General features: G+C 55.3%; 6 protein-coding genes. 5 read left to right on the forward strand and 1 reads right to left on the reverse strand.

Going from position 1 to position 19997, the window contains the following annotated elements:
- Window positions 1–52 precede the first annotated feature (52 nt).
- Window positions 53–592: a TetR/AcrR family transcriptional regulator gene (locus SG35_RS29435; protein ID WP_044833082.1), complete on the reverse strand. Its 540-nt coding sequence runs from the start codon at window positions 590–592 to the stop codon at window positions 53–55.
- 391 nt (window positions 593–983) lie between these two features.
- On the opposite strand from SG35_RS29435, the gene SG35_RS29440 reads away from it, so the two are divergent.
- The 5 genes from SG35_RS29440 (at window position 984) to SG35_RS29460 (ending at window position 19986) form a co-directional block, all read left to right on the forward strand.
- The gene (locus SG35_RS29440) at window positions 984–1751 is read left to right on the forward strand and encodes an SDR family NAD(P)-dependent oxidoreductase (RefSeq protein ID WP_044833081.1); all 768 of its coding nucleotides are present in this window, start codon (window positions 984–986) and stop codon (window positions 1749–1751) included.
- Between the two features lie 248 nt (window positions 1752–1999).
- The gene (locus tag SG35_RS29445) at window positions 2000–2746 is read left to right on the forward strand and encodes a cupin domain-containing protein (protein WP_084692748.1); all 747 of its coding nucleotides are present in this window, start codon (window positions 2000–2002) and stop codon (window positions 2744–2746) included.
- Between the two features lie 865 nt (window positions 2747–3611).
- Window positions 3612–9134, forward strand: a complete 5523-nt coding sequence (locus SG35_RS29450; RefSeq protein ID WP_152646636.1) for a type I polyketide synthase — start codon at window positions 3612–3614, stop codon at window positions 9132–9134.
- Window positions 9131–15868, forward strand: a complete 6738-nt coding sequence (locus SG35_RS29455) for a type I polyketide synthase (RefSeq protein ID WP_053043061.1) — start codon at window positions 9131–9133, stop codon at window positions 15866–15868. Before SG35_RS29450 ends, SG35_RS29455 begins: the two co-directional genes overlap by 4 nt.
- Complete coding sequence (locus SG35_RS29460; RefSeq protein ID WP_053043060.1) at window positions 15865–19986, forward strand: type I polyketide synthase; 4122 nt, start codon at window positions 15865–15867, stop codon at window positions 19984–19986. The genes SG35_RS29455 and SG35_RS29460 overlap by 4 nt, the downstream gene beginning before the upstream one ends.
- The last annotated feature ends 11 nt before the right edge of the window (window positions 19987–19997 follow it).

A 19997-nucleotide genomic window follows, 5' to 3' on the forward strand; every position in this document is an offset into this window, starting at 1 on the left:
TGGCTTAATGGGAAAATTGAAAAGAGCTCGATAGAAAAACAAGAGCGTGGTGTCAGTCAGCTAACTCCAGCGTGGCTAAGTCGAACAGTTCAATATCGTCCATAGCTTTACTCATCATCAAAGCACCTTCCAATATTGAAATTAATTTAATTGCCCTGGTCCTGGCATGACTTGCCTCATCCGGGCTGAGTAAAACATAAGACTGCTTAACCCACTCGATGTTGAGTTCAAAAAACCTTTTGATCTCAAACCTGACCTTATCCGGCAAACAATCGCTTTCCGCGCCCAGTAAACCACACAGGCACATTTTCTGATCTTTGATCAAAGCACTGCGGAATAACTCGATATACCTAGCAACAGGATTTTCACCTTGGTTGATAATATCGCCCGGTTCACCCAAGGCATGCAAAAAAGCATCGGTATATTGATGCGCAAGCTCGGCGCCCAAATCTTCTTTGGTCTTAAAATGGTAATGCACGCTCGCGCTTTTAATGCCAACCTCATTGGCGATTTCCCTGTGGCTGACATTATTGTAGCCGCCGGTACGGACCCTGGATTCGGCTACTTTTAAAATTTCATCTCTTCTGGACATAGGCACCTCTGTTCAATGCATCATTATCTACCAGTAGATATATAAAAACAACAGGCTTATTGGTGCCTGATTAAATCAGAAACCTGTCTAGCCGCGCTTATTACCGGGCTGAGCATCATCTTTATCGATAAAGACCACCTGGAATGCTGTACGAGTATTAATAGCAGGGGAGACCACTCCATATATCCCATAAAAAATAATTTTTTCATTTTTTTATTTATACCCATCCAATTGATTTTAAAGATGAATGAATAAAACAAGTCTGATACTGAACCGGCACAAACCTACCTGGTGATAGGTTTCTGTTGACAGTGAAAAGGGATGAGGATACATTACAACCACAAACTACCTATCGATAGGTAGTTAAATCAAAATCTATCAGGAGAAAATTATGTCACAAGAAACTATTGCATTAATCGTTGGCGGTTCATCAGGTATGGGCAAAGAAACAGCAAAAAGGTTATTAAAAACCGGCAATACCGTATTGATCCTTTCCCATCAGGACAGCACACTGGCATCAGCCAAGGCTGAACTGGAAAGCGAAACCGGCGGTAAGGTAGAAACGGCAAAAGTCGATCTGTACGACCAGGCAGCCGTTGGCAACTTTATCAGACAAATTGAGTCGGAAAAGCGCCACATTAACTACCTGGTCAATGCCGCCGGATTCTTCAAGCCGGTAAGTTTTGTTGAGCACAGCGCACAAGATTATGATTTGCAAATGGATATCAACAAGTCCTTTTTCTTTATTACCCAGGCCGTGGTTAAAAACATGAAGCAACATCAAGGCGGCTCTATCGTCAATATCGGTTCAATGTGGGCGCACCAGGCCGTTAAGGCAACACCATCTTCCGCCTACTCGATGCAAAAAGCCGCCTTACATTCGCTGACTCAACACCTGGCTATGGAACTTGCCGACGACGGCATCAGAGCAAACGCGGTGGCCCCGGCGGTTGTGCTTTCTTCCATTTATAAGTCATTTATTCCGGAAGCCGAGATTGAACAGCAGCTGCAAGGCTTTAATGAATTTCACCCCATAGGCCGAATTGGCACCACTGAAGATGTTGCCGATGCCATTGAGTTTTTGCTTTCTGAAAAGGCCAGCTGGATCACAGGCACAATACTGGATGTTGACGGCGGTGTAATGGCAGGTCGTAACTAATTATAAGTAAACGCCTGTATTGGAAAGTAGAGATCTAACCCGTTAGCACTTAAGGAGTTTTCTTGGATTAGCTCCCAAGGTTATAGCCGGTTAGACTCACTTTATACCCGTTAATAATTAAAGGCGGCATAAGAGAAGCATTTGAACAGCTCACAAAAAATGTACGCAAAACTGCTGTAAACCGTTTAATCTTGCAATCCCTGTCCGCTTAGCAGACAAATTAACTATCTTATAAAGAGGAGGCATTTATGATGAACAAAATATCCTACTGGCAAGAGCTCTATGCCAAAAGCCAAAGTTTAACTTTAACTTTACCCCAACAAGCCTCCACCGATATGGTGCTAAATCATGATCTGGGGTTGCCAGCATGTGTTCAAACCAGTGAAGCTAAATGGCAACCTTCCCCGGCTAAAGGAGTGAAAAGACTGCTGTTAGAAAGAAAAGGCGGTGAAAAAGTGACCCGGGCAACCAGCATAGTTTCATATGAGCCCGGCAGCTACTTTGAACCCCATGCCCACCCTAAAGGGGAAGAATTCCTGGTGCTTTCGGGAACATTTTCGGACGAATACGGCGACTATCCCACCGGCACTTATGTCAGAAACCCTCCCGGCACCAGCCATAAACCTTTTAGCCGGGAAGGCTGCATGATTTTTGTTAAACTTCAACAGTTTGAGATGACAGATAACGAGCGTGTCGTCATCAACCTTAATGAAAAAAGGCCCGATGAATTAAAGCTCCATTACAACCTTAAAACTTTGTTTAACGATTATGAACGTGTCGAAATCATCAATGTAAAAGAAAATTGTTCACTTCCCGAGGCATGGACAACATTAGGCGTTGAGATCTTGGTTTTAGATGGCGCCATCAGTGATGGTAATCAAATTCTCAATATCGGCAGCTGGCTGCGTTTACCCATGAATTCACCGACAAAATTAACGGCGTTGAAAAACTCAACCTTCTATTTCAAATTCGGACACCTTAGAGCCGAAAAATAAACAACAGACATTTAATATTCTGCCGCAATACATACCAGGCTTCTTCAAAGCAGCCGAGATTATCGCTTGTTCAGCGCCTAAAGCGGTTAACATTGACTCATAGGGGGTTGCTGTTTCCATAACTCCGTTAGTTGATTAATCCCTTCTCATTTATGATTTGTTGTTTGTTAACTGACAATAGCCGAAAAACATCTGATATTTCTTGCTGTTTTACTGGGATGAGATAAAAGTATTGAAAGATCTAAAGGCAGGGCAGGTTACTGCTAAAGTGACTTTGCACATAATAAGCTTAGTATTACCGAAGCCATGTTGTGAGCACATGGTACATGCCACGGGGCTCATATTGGCAGAGGGTATTTTTGCGGTTGCTTGCAATTTCTGCGCAGTTCCCACAGCGGTCAATATTGCACTATAAGTTATTTAACGCCTGCATCCCCGGGCGATGAGTTATCAATGGAAGTATTGCTTAGCACGGGGATTTGCCGCACTGCTATAATGGCACAGTTACCCGTAGGCTAAGTCATAAAAGCTGAATTTAGAAGCCATGCACATTATTTGCAGATGTCTTTATCATAATCGCCTTTTGAATAACGGGCTGTGGCTGAAAATATCAGGCAGCTTCAAGGCGGTTTTATTGCGGTAGTGCCAATTCCCCCCGTTGTGGTTTTTTGAGATCCGTGAACCTGGTCTCTGGGGGCACTATACCGGATTGATTATTTGCCTCCTTCCGTCCAAATCTTTCCTCCCTAAAAAAACCGAATAAAAAGCAAACAACAAATGTATGGTTTTTAAACAAAAAAGCTTTGTAAAATTCATGTGAGCTGTGTAGGATGAATTAAATTCTAACTATAGGGAAGAGTAAGAATTGGAGCCATCTACACCCGATCATCGCATCTTGATGGTAAATGCTTTACAGGAAATAAAAGCGCTAAAATCCCGTATTAACGGTTACCAGGCGGCAGAAAATGAGCCCATTGCCATTATTGGTATGGCTTGCCGTTTTCCGGGTGGAGCAAACGATCCCCATCGCTATTGGCAGTTGTTACGTGATGGCCGGGATGCCATTGCCGAAGTTCCGAGTGCACGCTGGAACCTGGAGCAATTTTACGCGCTTGACCGCGAAGCTTTTGGCAAAATGTATAGCCGCTGCGGCGGATTTGTTGAAGATATCGACGGCTTTGATGCGGGCTTTTTTGGCATTTCGCCAAGAGAGGCGCAAACCATGGATCCGCACCAGCGCATCTTGCTGGAAGTCTGCTGGGAAACGCTGGAATATGCCAATATTCTGCCGTCGTCGTTAGCGGGCAGTAATACCGGGGTATTTATCGGCGTTAGCAGCATGGATCAGATTGTCAATCAGTTCGGTGAGGCTCGCCTGACAGATGTCGGACCATATCATGGCTCAGGTTGCGCCCTGGCGCCGATCGCGGGCCGGGTTTCCTTTAACTTTGGTTTTAACGGTCCGAGTATGGTCGTCGATACCGCCTGCTCCTCTTCATTACTTTCATTGCATTTAGCCGCCGAAAGCCTGCGCCGTCAAGAATGCGATTTGGCGCTGGCCGGCGGCACACACTTTTTGTTTCATCCCGGATATTCGATCGCTTTTTGCAAGGCCAATATGCTGTCTGAGGACGGGCGCTGTAAAACATTCGATGCTAAAGCCAACGGCTATGTCCGCGGCGAAGGTTGCGGTGTTGTGGCCTTAAAACGTTTATCGGATGCACAAAGTGACGGTGATACTATTTTGGCTTTGCTGCGCGGCTCTGCCGTTAATCAGGACGGCGCCAGTGGCGGCTTAACGGTACCGAACGGACCGGCGCAGGAGCAGGTGATCAAAAAGGCATTGGCAAGGGCCGGACTCGATGCCGCGAGTGTCGATTATATTGAAGCACATGGCACAGGAACGCCGCTGGGGGATCCGATTGAAATCGGCGCCTTAGGCAATGTCTTTAAGCAGCCCTTGCTGGTGGGCTCGGTTAAAACCAATGTCGGTCATCTTGAAGCAAGCGCCGGCATAGCTGCAGCCATTAAGGTGGCTTTGTCTTTGCAGCATCAATCCATACCGGCGCATTTACACTTTAACAAGCCCAATCCCTTGATCCCCTGGTCTGAAACAGACATTAAAGTACCTACCCGTTTGACGCCATGGCATAAGCAAGAAGGTGAGCAGCGTGTGGCAGGTATCAGCTCTTTTGGCTTTAGCGGTACCAATGTTCACCTGCTGATGTCAGATCTGCCAGGGGCAAAGGCTAAACCACAAAGCCAGGCAGCAAGGGCAGAGCAGCTGTTAACCTTATCGGCCCGTCATATCGACGCCTTAAAGGCGCTGGCCAAACGATGGGCAGAGGGCCCCCTGGCCGAAAAGGATGCCGACTTTGCCGCCTTGTGTGCCGGCGCCGCTCATTATCGCAGTGCATTTAAAGTACGCTTGGGATTAGTCGCCGACAGTGCGGCCAAGGCCCGTGTCTTGTTACTGGAATTTGCCGACAAGGGCCAAGCCGGGGGCATAAGCCTTGCCGAGGTGCCCGAGGAAGTGCCTGGGGTCGCTTTTTTATTTACCGGGCAGGGGGCGCAATATCCCGGCATGGGGCAAGCGCTCTATCAAGATGAAGCTGTCTTTCGCGAAGCAATCGATGAATGTGCCGCCTTGCTGGGGAATTATCGCGACATTGACTTACTCGACTTGTTATACCCAGAATCCCCCCGGACAGACACAGGTTTGCTCAATGAAACCGGCAATACCCAGCCCGCCTTGTTCTGCTTTGAGTATGCCCTGGCCCGTTTGTGGCAATCCCGGGGCATACAGCCGGCGGCCCTGATGGGGCATAGTGTCGGAGAATATGTTGCCGCCTGCCTGGCGGGCGTTTTTTCCCTGGCAGATGCGCTGAAGCTGATTGCTGCCCGTGGCCGTCTGATGCAGGCTCTGCCGACAGGCGGCGCCATGGCCGCGATATTGGCCGCGCCTGAGCGTGTCGAATCCCTGGTGGCGAGCAATGCCGACAACCTGTCTGTCGCGGCCTACAATGCCCCGAGGAATACTGTGGTGTCGGGGGACAGCCAGGCGCTTGATACCTTGCTGGCGCTATTGCAGGAGCAGGGAATCGAATACCGCCGCCTCGCGGTTTCTCATGCCTTTCACTCCCCCTTGATGCAGCCTATGCTGTCAGACTTTCGCCGCCTTGCCGCACAAATTCATTACCACAAACCTAAGTTGCCGCTGATTTCAAATGTCAGCGGCAACTTTGCCGGTGAAGAGCTAGCCAGTGCCGACTACTGGGTGCGGCATGTGCTGGCGCCGGTGCGTTTTACCGACGGCCTGGAGCAACTATCGGCCCGGGGTTATCGCTATATGCTTGAAGTCGGCCCGGCAACAACCCTGGTCGGAATGGCAAGGCAGAGTGTCGGCGAGCATGTCGTCTTGGCTGCCAGCTTAAGTAAAGATCAGCCGCCGGGGGCGAGCATGCTGGCCGCCTTGGCGCAGTATTGGCTTCACGGCGGCCAGGTCGACTGGTCACTGGCGGGCATGCAAGCCAGGCGTGATATTCAACTGCCTTTGTATCCGTTTCAGCATCGCGATTTCAGGCAAGCGATCGACATTGATGCGGCTTATGGCGGTTTGCAGGGCACGACCTCGCTGGAGCATCCCCTGCTGCAGCGCTGTTTCAAATCGCCACTGTTGCAGCAAACCTTGTTCGAGACAACGTTTTCCAGGAAAAACCAGCCTTTTATTGACGAGCACCGCGTCTTTGGCAAACTGGTGGTGGCAGGGGCCTCGCATTTATCCTTGATATTATCGGCCCTGTCGCTGGCCGGTTTATCAACTAAGGGGGGCTCGCTTACCCAGGTGATGTTTCCTACGGCGCTGATCGTGCCGGAGCAGGGGGAATGTGCGGTACAGCTGTCCCTGACACCGCAAAGCGATAGCAGCGGTGAATTTCGCTTAATGAGTTTGCCCGGGCAGGCAGAGCCCAAACTGCATGCCAAAGGGCAGTTTGCCGCTATTGCTTCGCCTGCCATAACGCCGGATCTCCAGGCTGCCCGGGAGCGTTGCCGCGAAAAGGTCGCCGCCGATGAAGTCTACCGGGTGCAGGCGAAACGCCATATTGTTGTCGGCCCCAGCTATCATTGGTTAACTGAGTTGCAACGCGGCCCGTCGGAAGCTATTGCCCGGTTACAGCTTCCCTCGGTTTTGGCGGATGTGATCCAAGATTATAGTATCCACCCGGGGTTAATCGATTCTTGTTTCGGCGCTATGGTGATAGCCAGGCCCATGGAAATATCCGAGAGCTTTATTCCCTTTTCCATAGCAGCCCTGCACATCTATCCGCCGTCGCAGGGTTTTGCCGGCGTGACCGCCTTTATCGCACATGCCGTGGTGCGTGAATGCAATCACATGAAAATGCTGGGAGATATCCATTTATATAACGAACAGGGAGAGATGCTGGCCGCCTTTGTCGGTCTTGAAGGGCGCAGTGCCGGCCGTCAGGCCTTATTGGCGGCAGATGAAAGCCGGGCGCCGGCGCTGTATCATGTCGATTGGCAAAAACTGCAACCGGCGATAGCGCCAGACTCCCCTTCGATAGCGCAACCTTGGCTGATCTTTGCCGATGCCGGGGGGATCGGTGAACAACTGACCGCCACCTTAAACAAAAAAGGCATTGCCGCCGCGCTTGCCCTGGCAGACCCGCAGGCCGGGCAACTGACCCAAACGGCAACGGGCAGCTATGTTTTATCGCCAGGCTCGCCGCATCATTTCCAGCAGCTGCTGGCGGCCTGCGCGGCACCCGGGCAAATTGTCTATTTGTGGGGGCTGGGCCAAACCAGCGAGCACTTTGACGAGCAGCAAAGTGCCTGTGCCGGCGCCTTACATTTATTGCAGGCATTGGCGCAATATTCCTCCAAGGAAACCAGTACCGGCAAGCCCCGCGTATTCCTGGTGACTCAGGGGGCGCAAAAGGTCTTTGACGGCGAACAACTGCCGGCGCCGCAGCAGGCTTTATTATGGGGGCTGGGCTCCGTCGCCGCAGCCGAGCATAGCGAATGGGCAAGCATTTGCCTGGATTTGGATCCGAACGCCGCTGTTGGGCAAGCGGCAGCCAACCTGCTGGCGGCAACGGCTTTAACCGATAAGGAGACCCGCATCGCCTGGCGCAACAGCAGCGTTTATGCCGCCCGTTTGCTCCTATCTGAAACCGATAGCGAACCCGGAGCGGCATTTGCGGCTAAGCCGGATGCCAGCTATCTTATTACCGGCGCACAGGGGGCGCTTGGGCGGGAAGTGGCTGCCTGGCTGGTACAGCGCGGTGCCCGCCATTTGGCCCTCATCGGGCGTAGCGCCCCGGAGCAGACATGGCTTGAAGATTTAGCCAACCAGGGGGCAAAACCCTGTTTTTATCAGGCCGATGTTGCCGATATCTCGGCACTGGCAGCTGTGATTGAACAGGCAGAGCACAGGCAGGCCCCGTTGGCAGGGGTATTCCATCTCGCCGGGATCTTGGACGACGGTTTGCTGGCCGGTCAAAGCTGGTCGCGCTGGCAACAAGTGCTGGCGCCGAAAGTTACCGGCGCCTGGAACCTGCATCGCTTGACCCGGGATAAAGACTTAGCCGTTTTTGTTAACTTTTCTTCGCTGGCTTCTTTACTTGGCCCTGCCGGGCAGGGGAGTTATGCCGCCGCCAATGCGTTTTTGGACGCCCTGGCCAACCAGCGCAGTGCTGCGGGACTGGCAGGTTTAAGTATCAACTGGGGGCCGTGGGCAGAAGCGGGAATGGCTGCCAAACTTGATGCCGAGCAACAGGCGCGGATGGACTTGTTGGGCATTGCCCGGATCACAACCCGACACGCCCTGGACAAGTTAGGCGAATTATTACCCGCGGCTCAGGGGCAGGCGGGTGTGCTGGCCGTGGATTGGCAGGGCTACAGCCAGACGAATAAGACACCGCTTTTAGACCATCTGGCGGGGGCGAAAACAGATACTTCAATTTATCAGCAGCTGCAGCAGGCCGCAGGTCATGAGCGCAGAGAGCGGCTGACTCAGCTACTGGTGTCGGTCGTAACGCAAGTACTGCAGTTGTCCCCGGACGAAGTCGCGGTGCGGGACCGTTTGTTTGATTTAGGCATAGATTCCCTGACGGCCCTTGATATGAAAAATCGCCTGCAAACCCTGCTTGAGTGCTCGCTGAGCTCAACCCTGTTATTTGATCACCCGACAATCGAAGCGTTAACCGATTATTTTCTGGATAAGTTGTTCCCAATTTCCGCCGTGCAGCAGCCGGTTGTGCAAAACAGCCCGCTACAGCGAAATGATGGTGTTGAAGAAATGTCCGAAGCCGAAGCCGAAGCCTTGCTTCTGGCCGAGCTTGAACAAATGGAGAAACAACCCGAATGAGTACTGGCAATAATTCCTCTGAGCCCTCGGCAACCAAACGTGCGCTGCTGGCGATACAAAAACTGCAGAATAAACTTGATGCCGCCGAGCAGGCGCGCCATGAGGCAATTGCCGTCGTGGGTATGTCATGCCGCTTTCCCGGCGGGGTCGATACGCCTGAAGCCTATTGGCAGTTGCTGTGCAGCGGTCAGGATGCAACGGGGACGGTGCCGGCAAGCCGCTGGAATGTCGATGACTATTACGATGCCAACCCCGATGTCCCGGGAAAAACCTATACCCGCAATGGCGGCTTTTTAGCTGAGGTTGATCAGTTTGATCCTGCGATGTTCGGGATCTCGCCGCGCGAAGCCGCAAGCATAGATCCCCAACACAGGTTGCTGATGGAACTGGCCTGGGAAGCCCTGGAAAATGCCAACATTCCCACAGACCAGGTCTACAACAGCGAAACCGGTGTTTTTGTCGGCATGACCAGCACAGAATACGGCGCCCACCTGCTGTGGTCAGGGGATACCAAACGCATTAATGCCTATGCCGGCACCGGGGGATCCTTGGGGGTTGCCGCCGGCAGGCTTTCCTATGCACTGGGGCTGGCCGGACCGAGCCTGGTGGTGGATACCGCCTGCTCTTCTTCACTGGTGACAACCCATATCGCCTGTCAGAGCCTGCGTGCCGGGGACTGCGATCTTGCCCTGTCTGCGGGGGTGAATTTGATTTTGGGACCGGAAACCTTTGTCAATTTTTCCAAAGCCAAAATGCTTGCTCCGGACGGGCGTTGCAAAACCTTCGATGCCGCCGCCGACGGTTATGCCCGCGGCGAGGGGGGCGGGGTGGTGGTACTCAAACGTCTCAGTGATGCGCAGCGCGATGGCGATAAGGTGTTGGCGGTTATCAAGGGCTCGGCAGTAAACCAAGACGGTCCCAGCGGGGGATTGACCGTGCCCAACGGCCCGGCACAGGTAAAGGTGATACGCAAAGCGCTTAGCGCCGGCGGTATCCTTCCCCACCAGGTGGGCTATGTTGAGGCGCACGGCACCGGCACCGCCCTGGGGGATCCCATTGAAGTCTCGGCCCTGAACAGCGCTTATGGCGAAAACCGCCAACAGCCGTTGTCGGTGGGGTCGGTGAAAACAAATTTTGGCCATTTGGAGTCGGCCGCCGGTATTGCCGGGCTCATCAAGTCGGTGCTGATGTTGCAGCATGGGCAAATTCCCCCCCATTTGCATTTTAACGAGCCCAGCCCGCATATTCCCTGGGCGGATCTGGCCGTAAACATTCCCACCAAGGTGCAAACCTGGAATGAGCCCTTGCGTTATGCCGGGGTCAGTTCATTCAGCTTTAGCGGCACCAATGCACATCTGGTGCTGGCCACGGCGCCGCAGCCAGAGCAGGAACCGGAGCCGATCGCCCTGCCGGGGCAACGCTGGCGTCTGTTGCCGGTTAGTGCAAAAGACGAGCGGGCGCTCAAGGCCCTGACCTCTGCCTGGCAAGACCGTCTGGCGGCCGCCGGGCCTATGTCAGACGAAACCTGGGCGGAACTGGCGCGCACTGCGGTCAATGGCCGCAGCCAGCTGCCTTACCGCATGGCCTTGATCGGTGACAGTGCCCGGGCGGTGAGTCAGCGCCTGGCAGCAAACAATTTGCCCGCGGGCCGCGTGGCCGGCGGCGGCAGGGGGAAAATAGCCTTTGTCTTTACCGGGCAGGGCAGTCAGCACAGGCATATGGGACAGGAATTGTACCGGGAGTCCGGGGTATTTAAAGAGGCGCTGGATGCCTGTGATGCCTTGTTGCAGCCTAAGCTCGGACATTCGCTGATCAGCCTGCTTTACGGGGACGACGACCAGTATGAGGTCTTGTTAAATATCACCGCATTTACCCAGCCGGTGTTGTTTGCCGTCGAATATGCGTTAATGCGCTTGTGGCAGTCGTGGGGCATAACCCCGGATGCGGTGCTCGGGCACAGTGTCGGGGAATATGCCGCCGCCTGCTGCGCCGGTATCTTATCGCTTGAGGATGCGCTTGGGCTGATCGCCGAGCGGGGACACCTGATGCAGGAATTATGCGATCCCGGGGCCATGGTCTCTGTGCCCCTGAGCGAGCAGGATGTCAAAGAGGTGATCCGTCCCTGGCGGGGGGAGCTGACCATAGCCACAATCAACGGCCCGCAAAATGTGGTGGTTTCCTGCAAACCGGTCGCCGCCGCGGCTTTTGCCGACGGTTTGTCGGCTGCGGGCATAGAGCCGCGGATATTAAAGGTTTCCCATGGATTCCACTCGCCTATGATGGAGCCGATGCTGGCGCCGTTTGCCGCTGCAACCAAGCGTATCGCTTATCACAGCCCTGATATCCCTGTGTACTCGACCCTCACCGGGAAACAGTCGGATAGTGCCCTGGCCGATGCCACTTATTGGCTGGATCATATTACTGCCCCGGTACGTTTTGCCCAAGGCATGCAAGCTTTACTGGCTGACGGCTACCGCACTTTTGTTGAAATAGGTCCAAGACCCACCCTTTGCTCGCTGGGGCGGGAAGTGGCAGAAAATTTCGATGCCGATATCGCCAAACACTGCACCTGGCTGCCCAGTTTGCGTGCCGGGCATGCATCCTGGGGCAGTATGCTGCAAAGTTTGGGGAAATTGTGGACCACAGGCGCAGAGATTAACTGGTCTGAGTTAAACGGCGCCGGTCCGGCCCATGCCCGCTTGCCCAACTATCCGTTCCAGCGGAGCCGCTATTGGATAGACTGGAGTCTGGGCAGCCAAACGGGGAGCAATAGCAATCATCCGGCGCACCTGTTATTGGGGCAGCGCCTGCACAGCCCGGCACTGGACAAAGAGACCCTGGTCTTTAGCTCACAACTGAGCCCGCAGACGGCTGATTTACTGGCCCATCATAAGATCTTCAATCAGGTGGTATTGCCTGCGGCAGCACATATTGAAATCGCCCTGGCAGGCGCCGCCCGTTTATGGTCAAAAGACAGCACCGGATACCTGGCGGTGGAGGAAGTAGCGATCGAGCAGGCGCTGGTATTATCAGACGAGCAGCCGACGTCGCTGCAGCTGGTGTTAAAGCCGGCGGCGACAAACACAGACAGCCGGCAAAGCTATGATTTTTGTATCTACAGCCAGGGCAATGCGGACAGCCCATGGCTGACCCATACCCGGGGGCAGTTACAACCCCTGGTAGCTCCGGCCGTGCCGGCCGGGATCGATTTAACGCAATTGCAGGCCTTATGTCCCGAGCAGCTCTCGGTGGCTGACTATTATCAGGGGGCACATGCTGTCGGCATCGAGCATGGCGAGCATTTCCAGGCATTGACGGGCCTGTGGCAGGGAAAAGATCTGATACTGGCGCGCTTGCAGCTGCCGGACGAGGTGGCCGGCAGTGTCGATGAGTTTTTACTGCACCCGGTTATTTTAGATGCCGCCTTTCAAATGGTCGGTGTCCCTTTACTGGCGAAAAAACAGACAAAAGCCTATCTGCCCGTCGGTATGGCGGCATTGCGCCGTTATCAAGGCACAGGTAAAGTCGCCTGGTGTCTGGTACGTGTGAAAGGGGAAACCAACAAGCTGTTTACTGCCGATGTCCAGCTGGCGGATGAGGCGGGCAATATCCTGGCCGAGGTTGACGAATTGCGCTATCAGCAGGTGGACAAAAACGCCCTGTCCGGCGGCTTATTCGGGTACAGCGACTGGCTCTACCGGACCGAGTGGCAAGAGCGCCAGGCCTATGGTGCTAATGCCGATTGGTTGCCCGATGTCGATTTATTGTCCCGGCAGCTGCAGAGTGCAACAGCAGAGGTAGCCGGGCGTATTGACTGGTACGGCGAATTCTTTTCCGCCCTGGACAACCTGGTGGCCGGTTATGCCTGTGCCGCTCTAAAGGAGCTGGGACTGGACTGGCAGCCGGGCACAAGCTTTACCCTGGAAGTATTGATGAAGCAGCTGGCGGTTATCCCCGAGTATCGGCGGCTGCTGGCCCGGTTGCTGGCCATTATGACCGAGCAGGGACATTTGCAGGCGAACGGGCAGGACTGGCTGATGTTGCCCCTTGCCCCCTGTGACTGCGAACGCCTGTTCGATGCCCTGTCGGCAAGCTTCCCGCAGGCAAACCATGAGCTGGCCCTGGTGCAGCAATGCGGGCGCTCTCTGGCCCCGGCACTCAATGGCCGGGTGAAAGGTCTGGAGCTGCTTTTCCCCGGCGGCAGCGCAGATCTGGTGACGCGTTTTTATACCCGCTCCCCGGGCCCGCAGCAAATGAATAAGTTGCTGCAGCACACCCTGACAAAGACGCTTCAGCATCTGCCGGCAGGACAGGGGCTGCGTATTCTGGAGATAGGCGGCGGCACCGGCAGTACCAGTTCGCATTTATTGCCCCACCTGCCCGCTGACCGCTGCCATTATGTCTTTACCGATATTTCCGCAGTTTTCACCAGCAAAGCGCGCGAACAATTTACCGGGTATGATTTTATTGATTACCGGGTGCTGGATATAGAAACCGACCCCCTTGCCCAGGGATTCGAGCCGGCCGCTTTTGATATTATCATTGCCGCCAATGTCGTACATGCCACCTGTGATTTGCAGCAAACCCTGACACATGTCAACCAGCTGCTGGTGCCGGGGGGGGAGCTGCTATTGCTTGAAGGAACATCGCCGCAGCCCTGGCTGGATATGACCTTTGGTTTGACCGACGGCTGGTGGCGGGGCAGCGATGCCGCCCGCAGCGACGGTTACCCCCTGGTGACTGTCGATAGCTGGCGCCGGGTATTGACCGCGTCCGGCTTTGATACTGCGGCCGCGATCGGCGCCCGGCAGCTGCCTGAAAATGCACTGTGCCGCCAGGCGGTGATCGCGGCAAGAAAACCGTTAACCCCGGACAGCGGTCACTGGCTGATAGTAGCGGATCAAACCGGCATAGCTGCTGCACTGGCGCAGCAGCTAGGTGCCGGCGGCGTTTCCTGTCACCTGCTGGCCGCGGACCAGGCGGTCACGGCCGACAGCCTGGCGTTATGCCTTGGGGACTGTGACGATTTGTCTGTTATCGTGCATGCGCGCGCCCTCGATGCAGCCGGCAGCGATATGCTGGATAGCGAAAAACTGGCGGCGGCGCAGCACCTGGGCTGTAAAACCGCATTGGATTTGCTGGCGGCACTGGCGACGCTGAAACTTGTGCATACGCCGCGCCTGGTGTTATTGACGCGCTGCGGCGTAGATGTCGCCCCTATGCCGCAAGGGGGCAGGATCAATGTCGGCCAGTCGCCGCTGATCGGCATGGGGCAAGTGATACAAAAAGAGTATCCCGAATATCATTGCCGCCATATTGATATCGATTACCGGCAAGACAGCCTGGCGCCGTGTATCCATGCCCTCTGGCAGGAAGCAGCCTCGGTGACGCTGTCGGCGGCAAACGAAACCGTTGCCCTGCGCGCAGGGCAAGACCGCTATTACCGTTATGTACCGCGTCTGGCACGCTTGCCGGCGGGGCAGGCGCCCCATGAAGCGCTGCCCGTACGCAAGCAGGCCTGGTACCTGATCACCGGCGGTTTGGGAGATCTCGGCCTGGTTACGGCGCATTGGCTGGTGGCGGAACAAGGGGCGCGCCGCCTGGTGTTGGCCGGGCGCCATGCGCCCTCGGCGCAGGCGCAGCAGCAGATCGCCAAACTCAAGGCCCTGGGAGCCAGTGTCCTGACCATAGCGGTCGATATGACAGAAATCGCTCAGGTTGATGCCATGATGGCCACCATAGCCGGCCAGGGCGAACTGGCGGGGGTGATACATGCGGCCGGCACTATGGATGACGGCGTGCTCGCGTCCATGTCATGGCAGCGCTTTGCCGCCGTCCTGGCGCCTAAAACCCTGGGGGCATGGAACCTGCACCTGGCCTGTCAATCCCTGGCGCTTGATTTCTTTATCCTGTATTCCTCCGCCGCCTCGGTATTGGCGCCGACGGCCCAGGCAAACTATGCCGCGGCCAATAGTTTCCTGGATATGCTGGCGGCGTACCGGCGTCAGCTGGGGTTACCGGCCATGGCAATTAACTGGGGGGCATGGTCGGATATCGGCCTGGCTTCCCGCGCCGTCAGCGATGACCAGCTCGATGCCCGGGGCATGGCGGGCATTGCACCGGACGAGGGCCTGGCGGTGTTGGCCCACCTGTTCAAACATCCGATGGACCGGGTGCTGGTTGCTTCGATCGACTGGCCGCGCATGCTGGCACAAAACGGCAAGCTTGCCATTTTCGAACGCTTTGCCGCAAGGGAGCAGACAAAAGATGATGCCAGCCAATTGAGTTTGCGGGAACGCCTGGCGGATTTGCCGGCGGGGGGGCAAGTTGCCCTGATAACCGAGATGGTGAAGCAGCAACTGGCGCGTGTCCTGGCCTTGCCATCGGCGGATGCGGTGGATGAAGAGCTTGGCTTTTTTGAAATGGGCATGGACTCTTTAACGGCGGTTGAGCTGCGCAATGCCCTGCAAACCATGGCAAAGGAGAGCTTGCCGTCCACCTTGCTGTTTAAATACCCGACGGTCAGCGCGCTGGTGCGCTATTTCAGCGAAGAGATTTTTGGGCTCGCCACAGAAAAAGCTTCCGGCCAGCCCCTGTTGCCGGACAGCGCCGAACAGGAAAAGCCGGAGTTAAGTATCAGTGCGGCGGCGCAAGAGGTGAGCCAGATGTCTGACGATGAGTTATCGGCCATGATAGATGCCGAGCTCGGCGATCTGGGAGAGCTCGACTCATGAGTGACAACAAGGGCGCCAATGAAACTCTGAGCGGATTATCCCCCCTGCAAAAATCCGCCCTGGCAATTAAAGAGTTGCGCAGCCGCTTGGCCGATGCCGAAAATGTGCAGCGCGAGCCGATCGCGATTATCGGCATGGGCTGCCGCTTTCCGCAGGCCGACGGCCTGGAGGCTTATTGGCGGCTATTGTCCGAGGGCAAAGATGCGATAGGCGAAGTGCCGAAGCAACGCTGGGATCTCGCGCACTTTTTCGACAGCAATGCCAATGCGCCGGGTAAGATCAGTACCCGCTATGGCGGTTTTATCGAGGATGTCGGGGCTTTTGATGCGGAATTTTTCGGCATCTCCCCCCATGAAGCCGAACGTATTGATCCGCAGCAGCGGATCTTGCTGGAAGTCGCCTGGCGGGCGCTTGAAGACGCCGGGCTGCCGCCGGCACAGTTAAGGGGCAGCCGCACCGGGGTTTTTGTCGGCATAACCCAAATGGATTACGGCGTGATGCAGCTGGGGGGAGCCCTCGACGATATCGATGCCTATACCGGCACAGGCAATGGCTTTTGTTTTGCCGCCGGACGCTTAGCTTATCTGCTGGGGCTGCAGGGGCCGGCCTTTTCAGTGGACACCGCCTGTTCATCTTCTATGGTGGCTCTGCACCAGGCATGCCAGGCATTGCGTAACCGGGAGTGCGATTTTGCCCTGGTCGCCGGCAGCCAATTGAACCTGACCCCGGCAATGCAGGTATTTTTATCGAAAACCCAATCATTCGCCCCCGATGGCCGTTGCCGTACCTTCGACGAGGCGGCAAACGGTTTTGTCCTCGGGGAAGGGGTCGGGGTTATCGTATTACGCCGCCTTGGCGATGCCGAGCAGGCCAAAGATCCGGTGCGCGCCCTGGTGCGCGCCAGCGGTGTTAATCATGACGGTCCGGCCAGCGGCCTGACGGTACCCAATGAGCATGCCCAGCAGGATTTAATTGCTGAAGTATACCGGCGCGGCGGCATCAACGCGGATGATATCGATTATGTCGAAGCCCACGGCACCGCAACACAATTGGGGGATCCGATTGAAGTGGCGGCATTGCGCTCTGTGTTTGGCCAGCGCGCCCCCGGGGGCGAGTTGTGGCTTGGCTCGGTGAAAACCAACTTTGGCCATCTCAGCGCTGCGGCAGGGATTGCCGGATTAATTAAAGTGGTATTGATGATCGAGCATGAAAAAATTGCGCCGAACCTGCACTTTAAAAAACCCAACTCCAAAATCCCCTGGGAAGGTTTCTCGGTGCGCATCCCGACACAGCTGCAGCCCTGGCAGCGGCAACAAAGGACCAGGCGGGCCGGTATCAGCTCCTTTGGTTTGTCGGGCACCAACACCCATATAGTGCTGGAGGAAGCGCCGATTCCGACGCCGGTGCCAAAAGAGCAAACGGTCCCCGAACCTTCATTGCAGCTTTTGTGTTTATCGGCCCGTAACCGGCCAAGCCTGCTTGAATCGGTGCAAAATATGCTCGATTGCCGCGCGATGTCCGACGATACTGCCCTGGCCGATATTTGCTTCAGTGCCAACAGCGGGCGGGATCATTTCAATGTCCGCCTGACATTTGTGGCAGATAGCAAGGTATTATTAAAACAACAGCTGGCGTCCGTTATTGCCGATAAGCCCATGGCGGGCATTAAAAGTGCTGAGCTGGCCAAGGGAGGAAGTCCCCGCCTGGCGATGCTCTTTAGCCGGGATATTCCCCTCGACGGTATTTACCGCCTGGCGCAAAGCCTGCCGGATGTGGCGGCCAGTTTACGCCTCTGCCAGACATTGGCGGATAAGGTTAAACCCGGCCTGCTGGTCGAAGGACAAAGCAGCGATGCCGCACGCTTTGCCGGCCAATTTGCCCTCGCCCGCCTCTGGTTGGCCTGGGGGATGAAACCTGCGGCAGTGGCGGGCTGGGGCATAGGCGAATTAACTGCCCTGTGCGTTGCCGGCGTGTTGCAACTGGAGCAGGCATTTGAGGCATTGGCCGGACATGCGGTAGATGCCGGGGCCGGGGCCTTAGCGGTTTACTCCGGGAATGACGGGGCCTTGCTGCCCTATGGCGCACGGCCCGGCTACCGCTTTACTTTAACGTCACAGGCCGATGGAAACAGTGCCGTACAGGGCCTGGCCGATGCAGGCTTTAAAACCTTACTGGCTGTCGGGGAAGAGCAGCAGGCAGGCCCTGATGTTATCGGCTTATGTCCCCTGGACGGTCCTTTGTACCCGGCGCTTTTAACAAGTTTATCCCGGTTATATCTGCAGGGTTTTTCTGTCGACTGGACGGCATTTGGTGCGGGGCAGGGGCGTGAAAAGGTCCGGTTGCCCGGTTATGCTTTTCAGCGTCAGCACTACTGGCGGGGCTGCAGCCAGCAGCCTGGCGCAGAAGCTACGCCGGCCCTGGCCCTTGTTTCGGCACAGGAACATGAAAGCACAGGATCGGCGCCGGCAGCAGATACGCCGGTACTATCACCCGAGTTATCACCCGAGTTATCACCTGAATTATCGCCACCAGCGCCTGCACGGCTAAGCCGGGCGACATCCGGCATGGCAGGGGAGAAGCTGTCCCAATTGTTAGAGGCTCAGTTGGCCCTGTCCTGCGATGCCATCGATGAGGTGGTGAAACAGCAAATGGCTTTTCTCAAACAGCATATGAAAGCAAAGCAGGCCCAAAAAGCGCAGGCAGATACAGGAGCGGCAGCACAAGTACAGGCACCGGCTCCCGGGACTGATCCGGCAGCAGGGGAACTTTCCCCGAAAACGTCCCCTCAGGCTTGCCCTCAACTCGGCGACTGGTCGTTATTATTGATGGCCAAAGAAAATAAGCAGGCGCTCAAAGACCTGACCGCCACACTGGCCAACAGCACCCCGGAGCAAACAAAAGCCCTTAGCGGACCCGAAGGAGTAATAGGCAGCGGTTATGCCCGCAGTATCCTGGTACACCAGGGGCATGAAGATGCGCAGCTGGCATTGGGCAAAGACGGTAAGGCAGATTTAAAACGCCTGCTGTTTGCCGACGCACGGCCGGGGCGTGAGCTGGTGTTTATGTTTCCCGGGGTCGGCGATCATTACCTGAATATGGCATTGGGCCTGTATCGCCATGAAGCCGTGTTTCGCGAGAGCGTAGACCGCTGTTGCAATTACCTGAAATCATCGCTGGGCATAGATTTGCTTGAGATACTTTATCCGCCGACAGAGAGCTCATCAACGGCCCCCGGGCAGGCAAACAAGCCTGAACAGAAGATGGATTTCAGGGCCATGCTCGGGCGCGGCAATACCGCCGATCCCGGTGTACAAAAGCTCAATCAAACGCAGCACAGTCAGCCGCTGGTGTTTATTGTCGAATACGCCCTCGGGCGGTTATGGCTGTCAAGAGGAGTGAAGCCCCGGGCCATGATCGGCTATAGCATAGGCGAGTACGCTGCAGCTTGTCTGGCCGGGGTAATAGAACTGGAAGATGTGCTTAAACTGATCACCGAACGGGCCAGGATGATCCAGGCGCTTCCCGCCGGGGTGCTGCTGGCGGTGCCGCTGTCTGAAGAGCAGTTATTGCCGCTGTTAAATAAGCAATTGTCGCTGTCGATTGTCAGTACGGCGACCTTATGTGTGGTGGGGGGTACAGAGCAGGCGGTCAGCGCCCTGGAAGCGCATTTACAACAGGATGAGGTGGTATCGCGCCGCCTGGCGGGAACACATGCTTTCCACTCGCATATGCTGGCGCCATTACATGATGACCTGGTTGCCCTGGTGCAGGGCTTTAACCTGCGTGCCCCTGAAATACCCTATATATCCAATTTGACCGGGCAATGGATCAGCGATCATCAGGCGACGGATCCCGCTTATTGGGCACGTCATACCTGGCAGACGGTACGTTTTTCCGATGGCCTGGCGAGATTGCTCGATACCGAGGGGCGGATATTTTTAGAAGTCGGCCCGGGCCAGAGCCTGGGCAGTTTTGTCCTGCAGCATCCGGCTGCGCAGCAGTTGCAGGATAAAATTGTTTTACCTTCATTAAAAAATCGATATGAAAAACAATCGGATGAAGCATTTTTATTGGCAAGCTTGGGAAAATTGTGGTTGGCGGGCATTAATTTTAATTAAAAAAACAGGGA

The sequence above is a fragment of the Thalassomonas actiniarum genome (assembly GCF_000948975.2).
GTDB lineage: Bacteria > Pseudomonadota > Gammaproteobacteria > Enterobacterales > Alteromonadaceae > Thalassomonas > Thalassomonas actiniarum.

What these genes read in the sequence shown, in the direction of transcription:
- SG35_RS29445 (WP_084692748.1), top strand. Translation starts at nt 2,000, where the DNA reads ATGATGAACAAAATATCCTACTGGCAAGAGCTCTATGCCAAAAGCCAA.
- SG35_RS29435 (WP_044833082.1), bottom strand. Translation starts at nt 592, where the DNA reads ATGTCCAGAAGAGATGAAATTTTAAAAGTAGCCGAATCCAGGGTCCGT.
- SG35_RS29460 (WP_053043060.1), top strand. Translation starts at nt 15,865, where the DNA reads ATGAGTGACAACAAGGGCGCCAATGAAACTCTGAGCGGATTATCCCCC.
- SG35_RS29455 (WP_053043061.1), top strand. Translation starts at nt 9,131, where the DNA reads ATGAGTACTGGCAATAATTCCTCTGAGCCCTCGGCAACCAAACGTGCG.
- SG35_RS29440 (WP_044833081.1), top strand. Translation starts at nt 984, where the DNA reads ATGTCACAAGAAACTATTGCATTAATCGTTGGCGGTTCATCAGGTATG.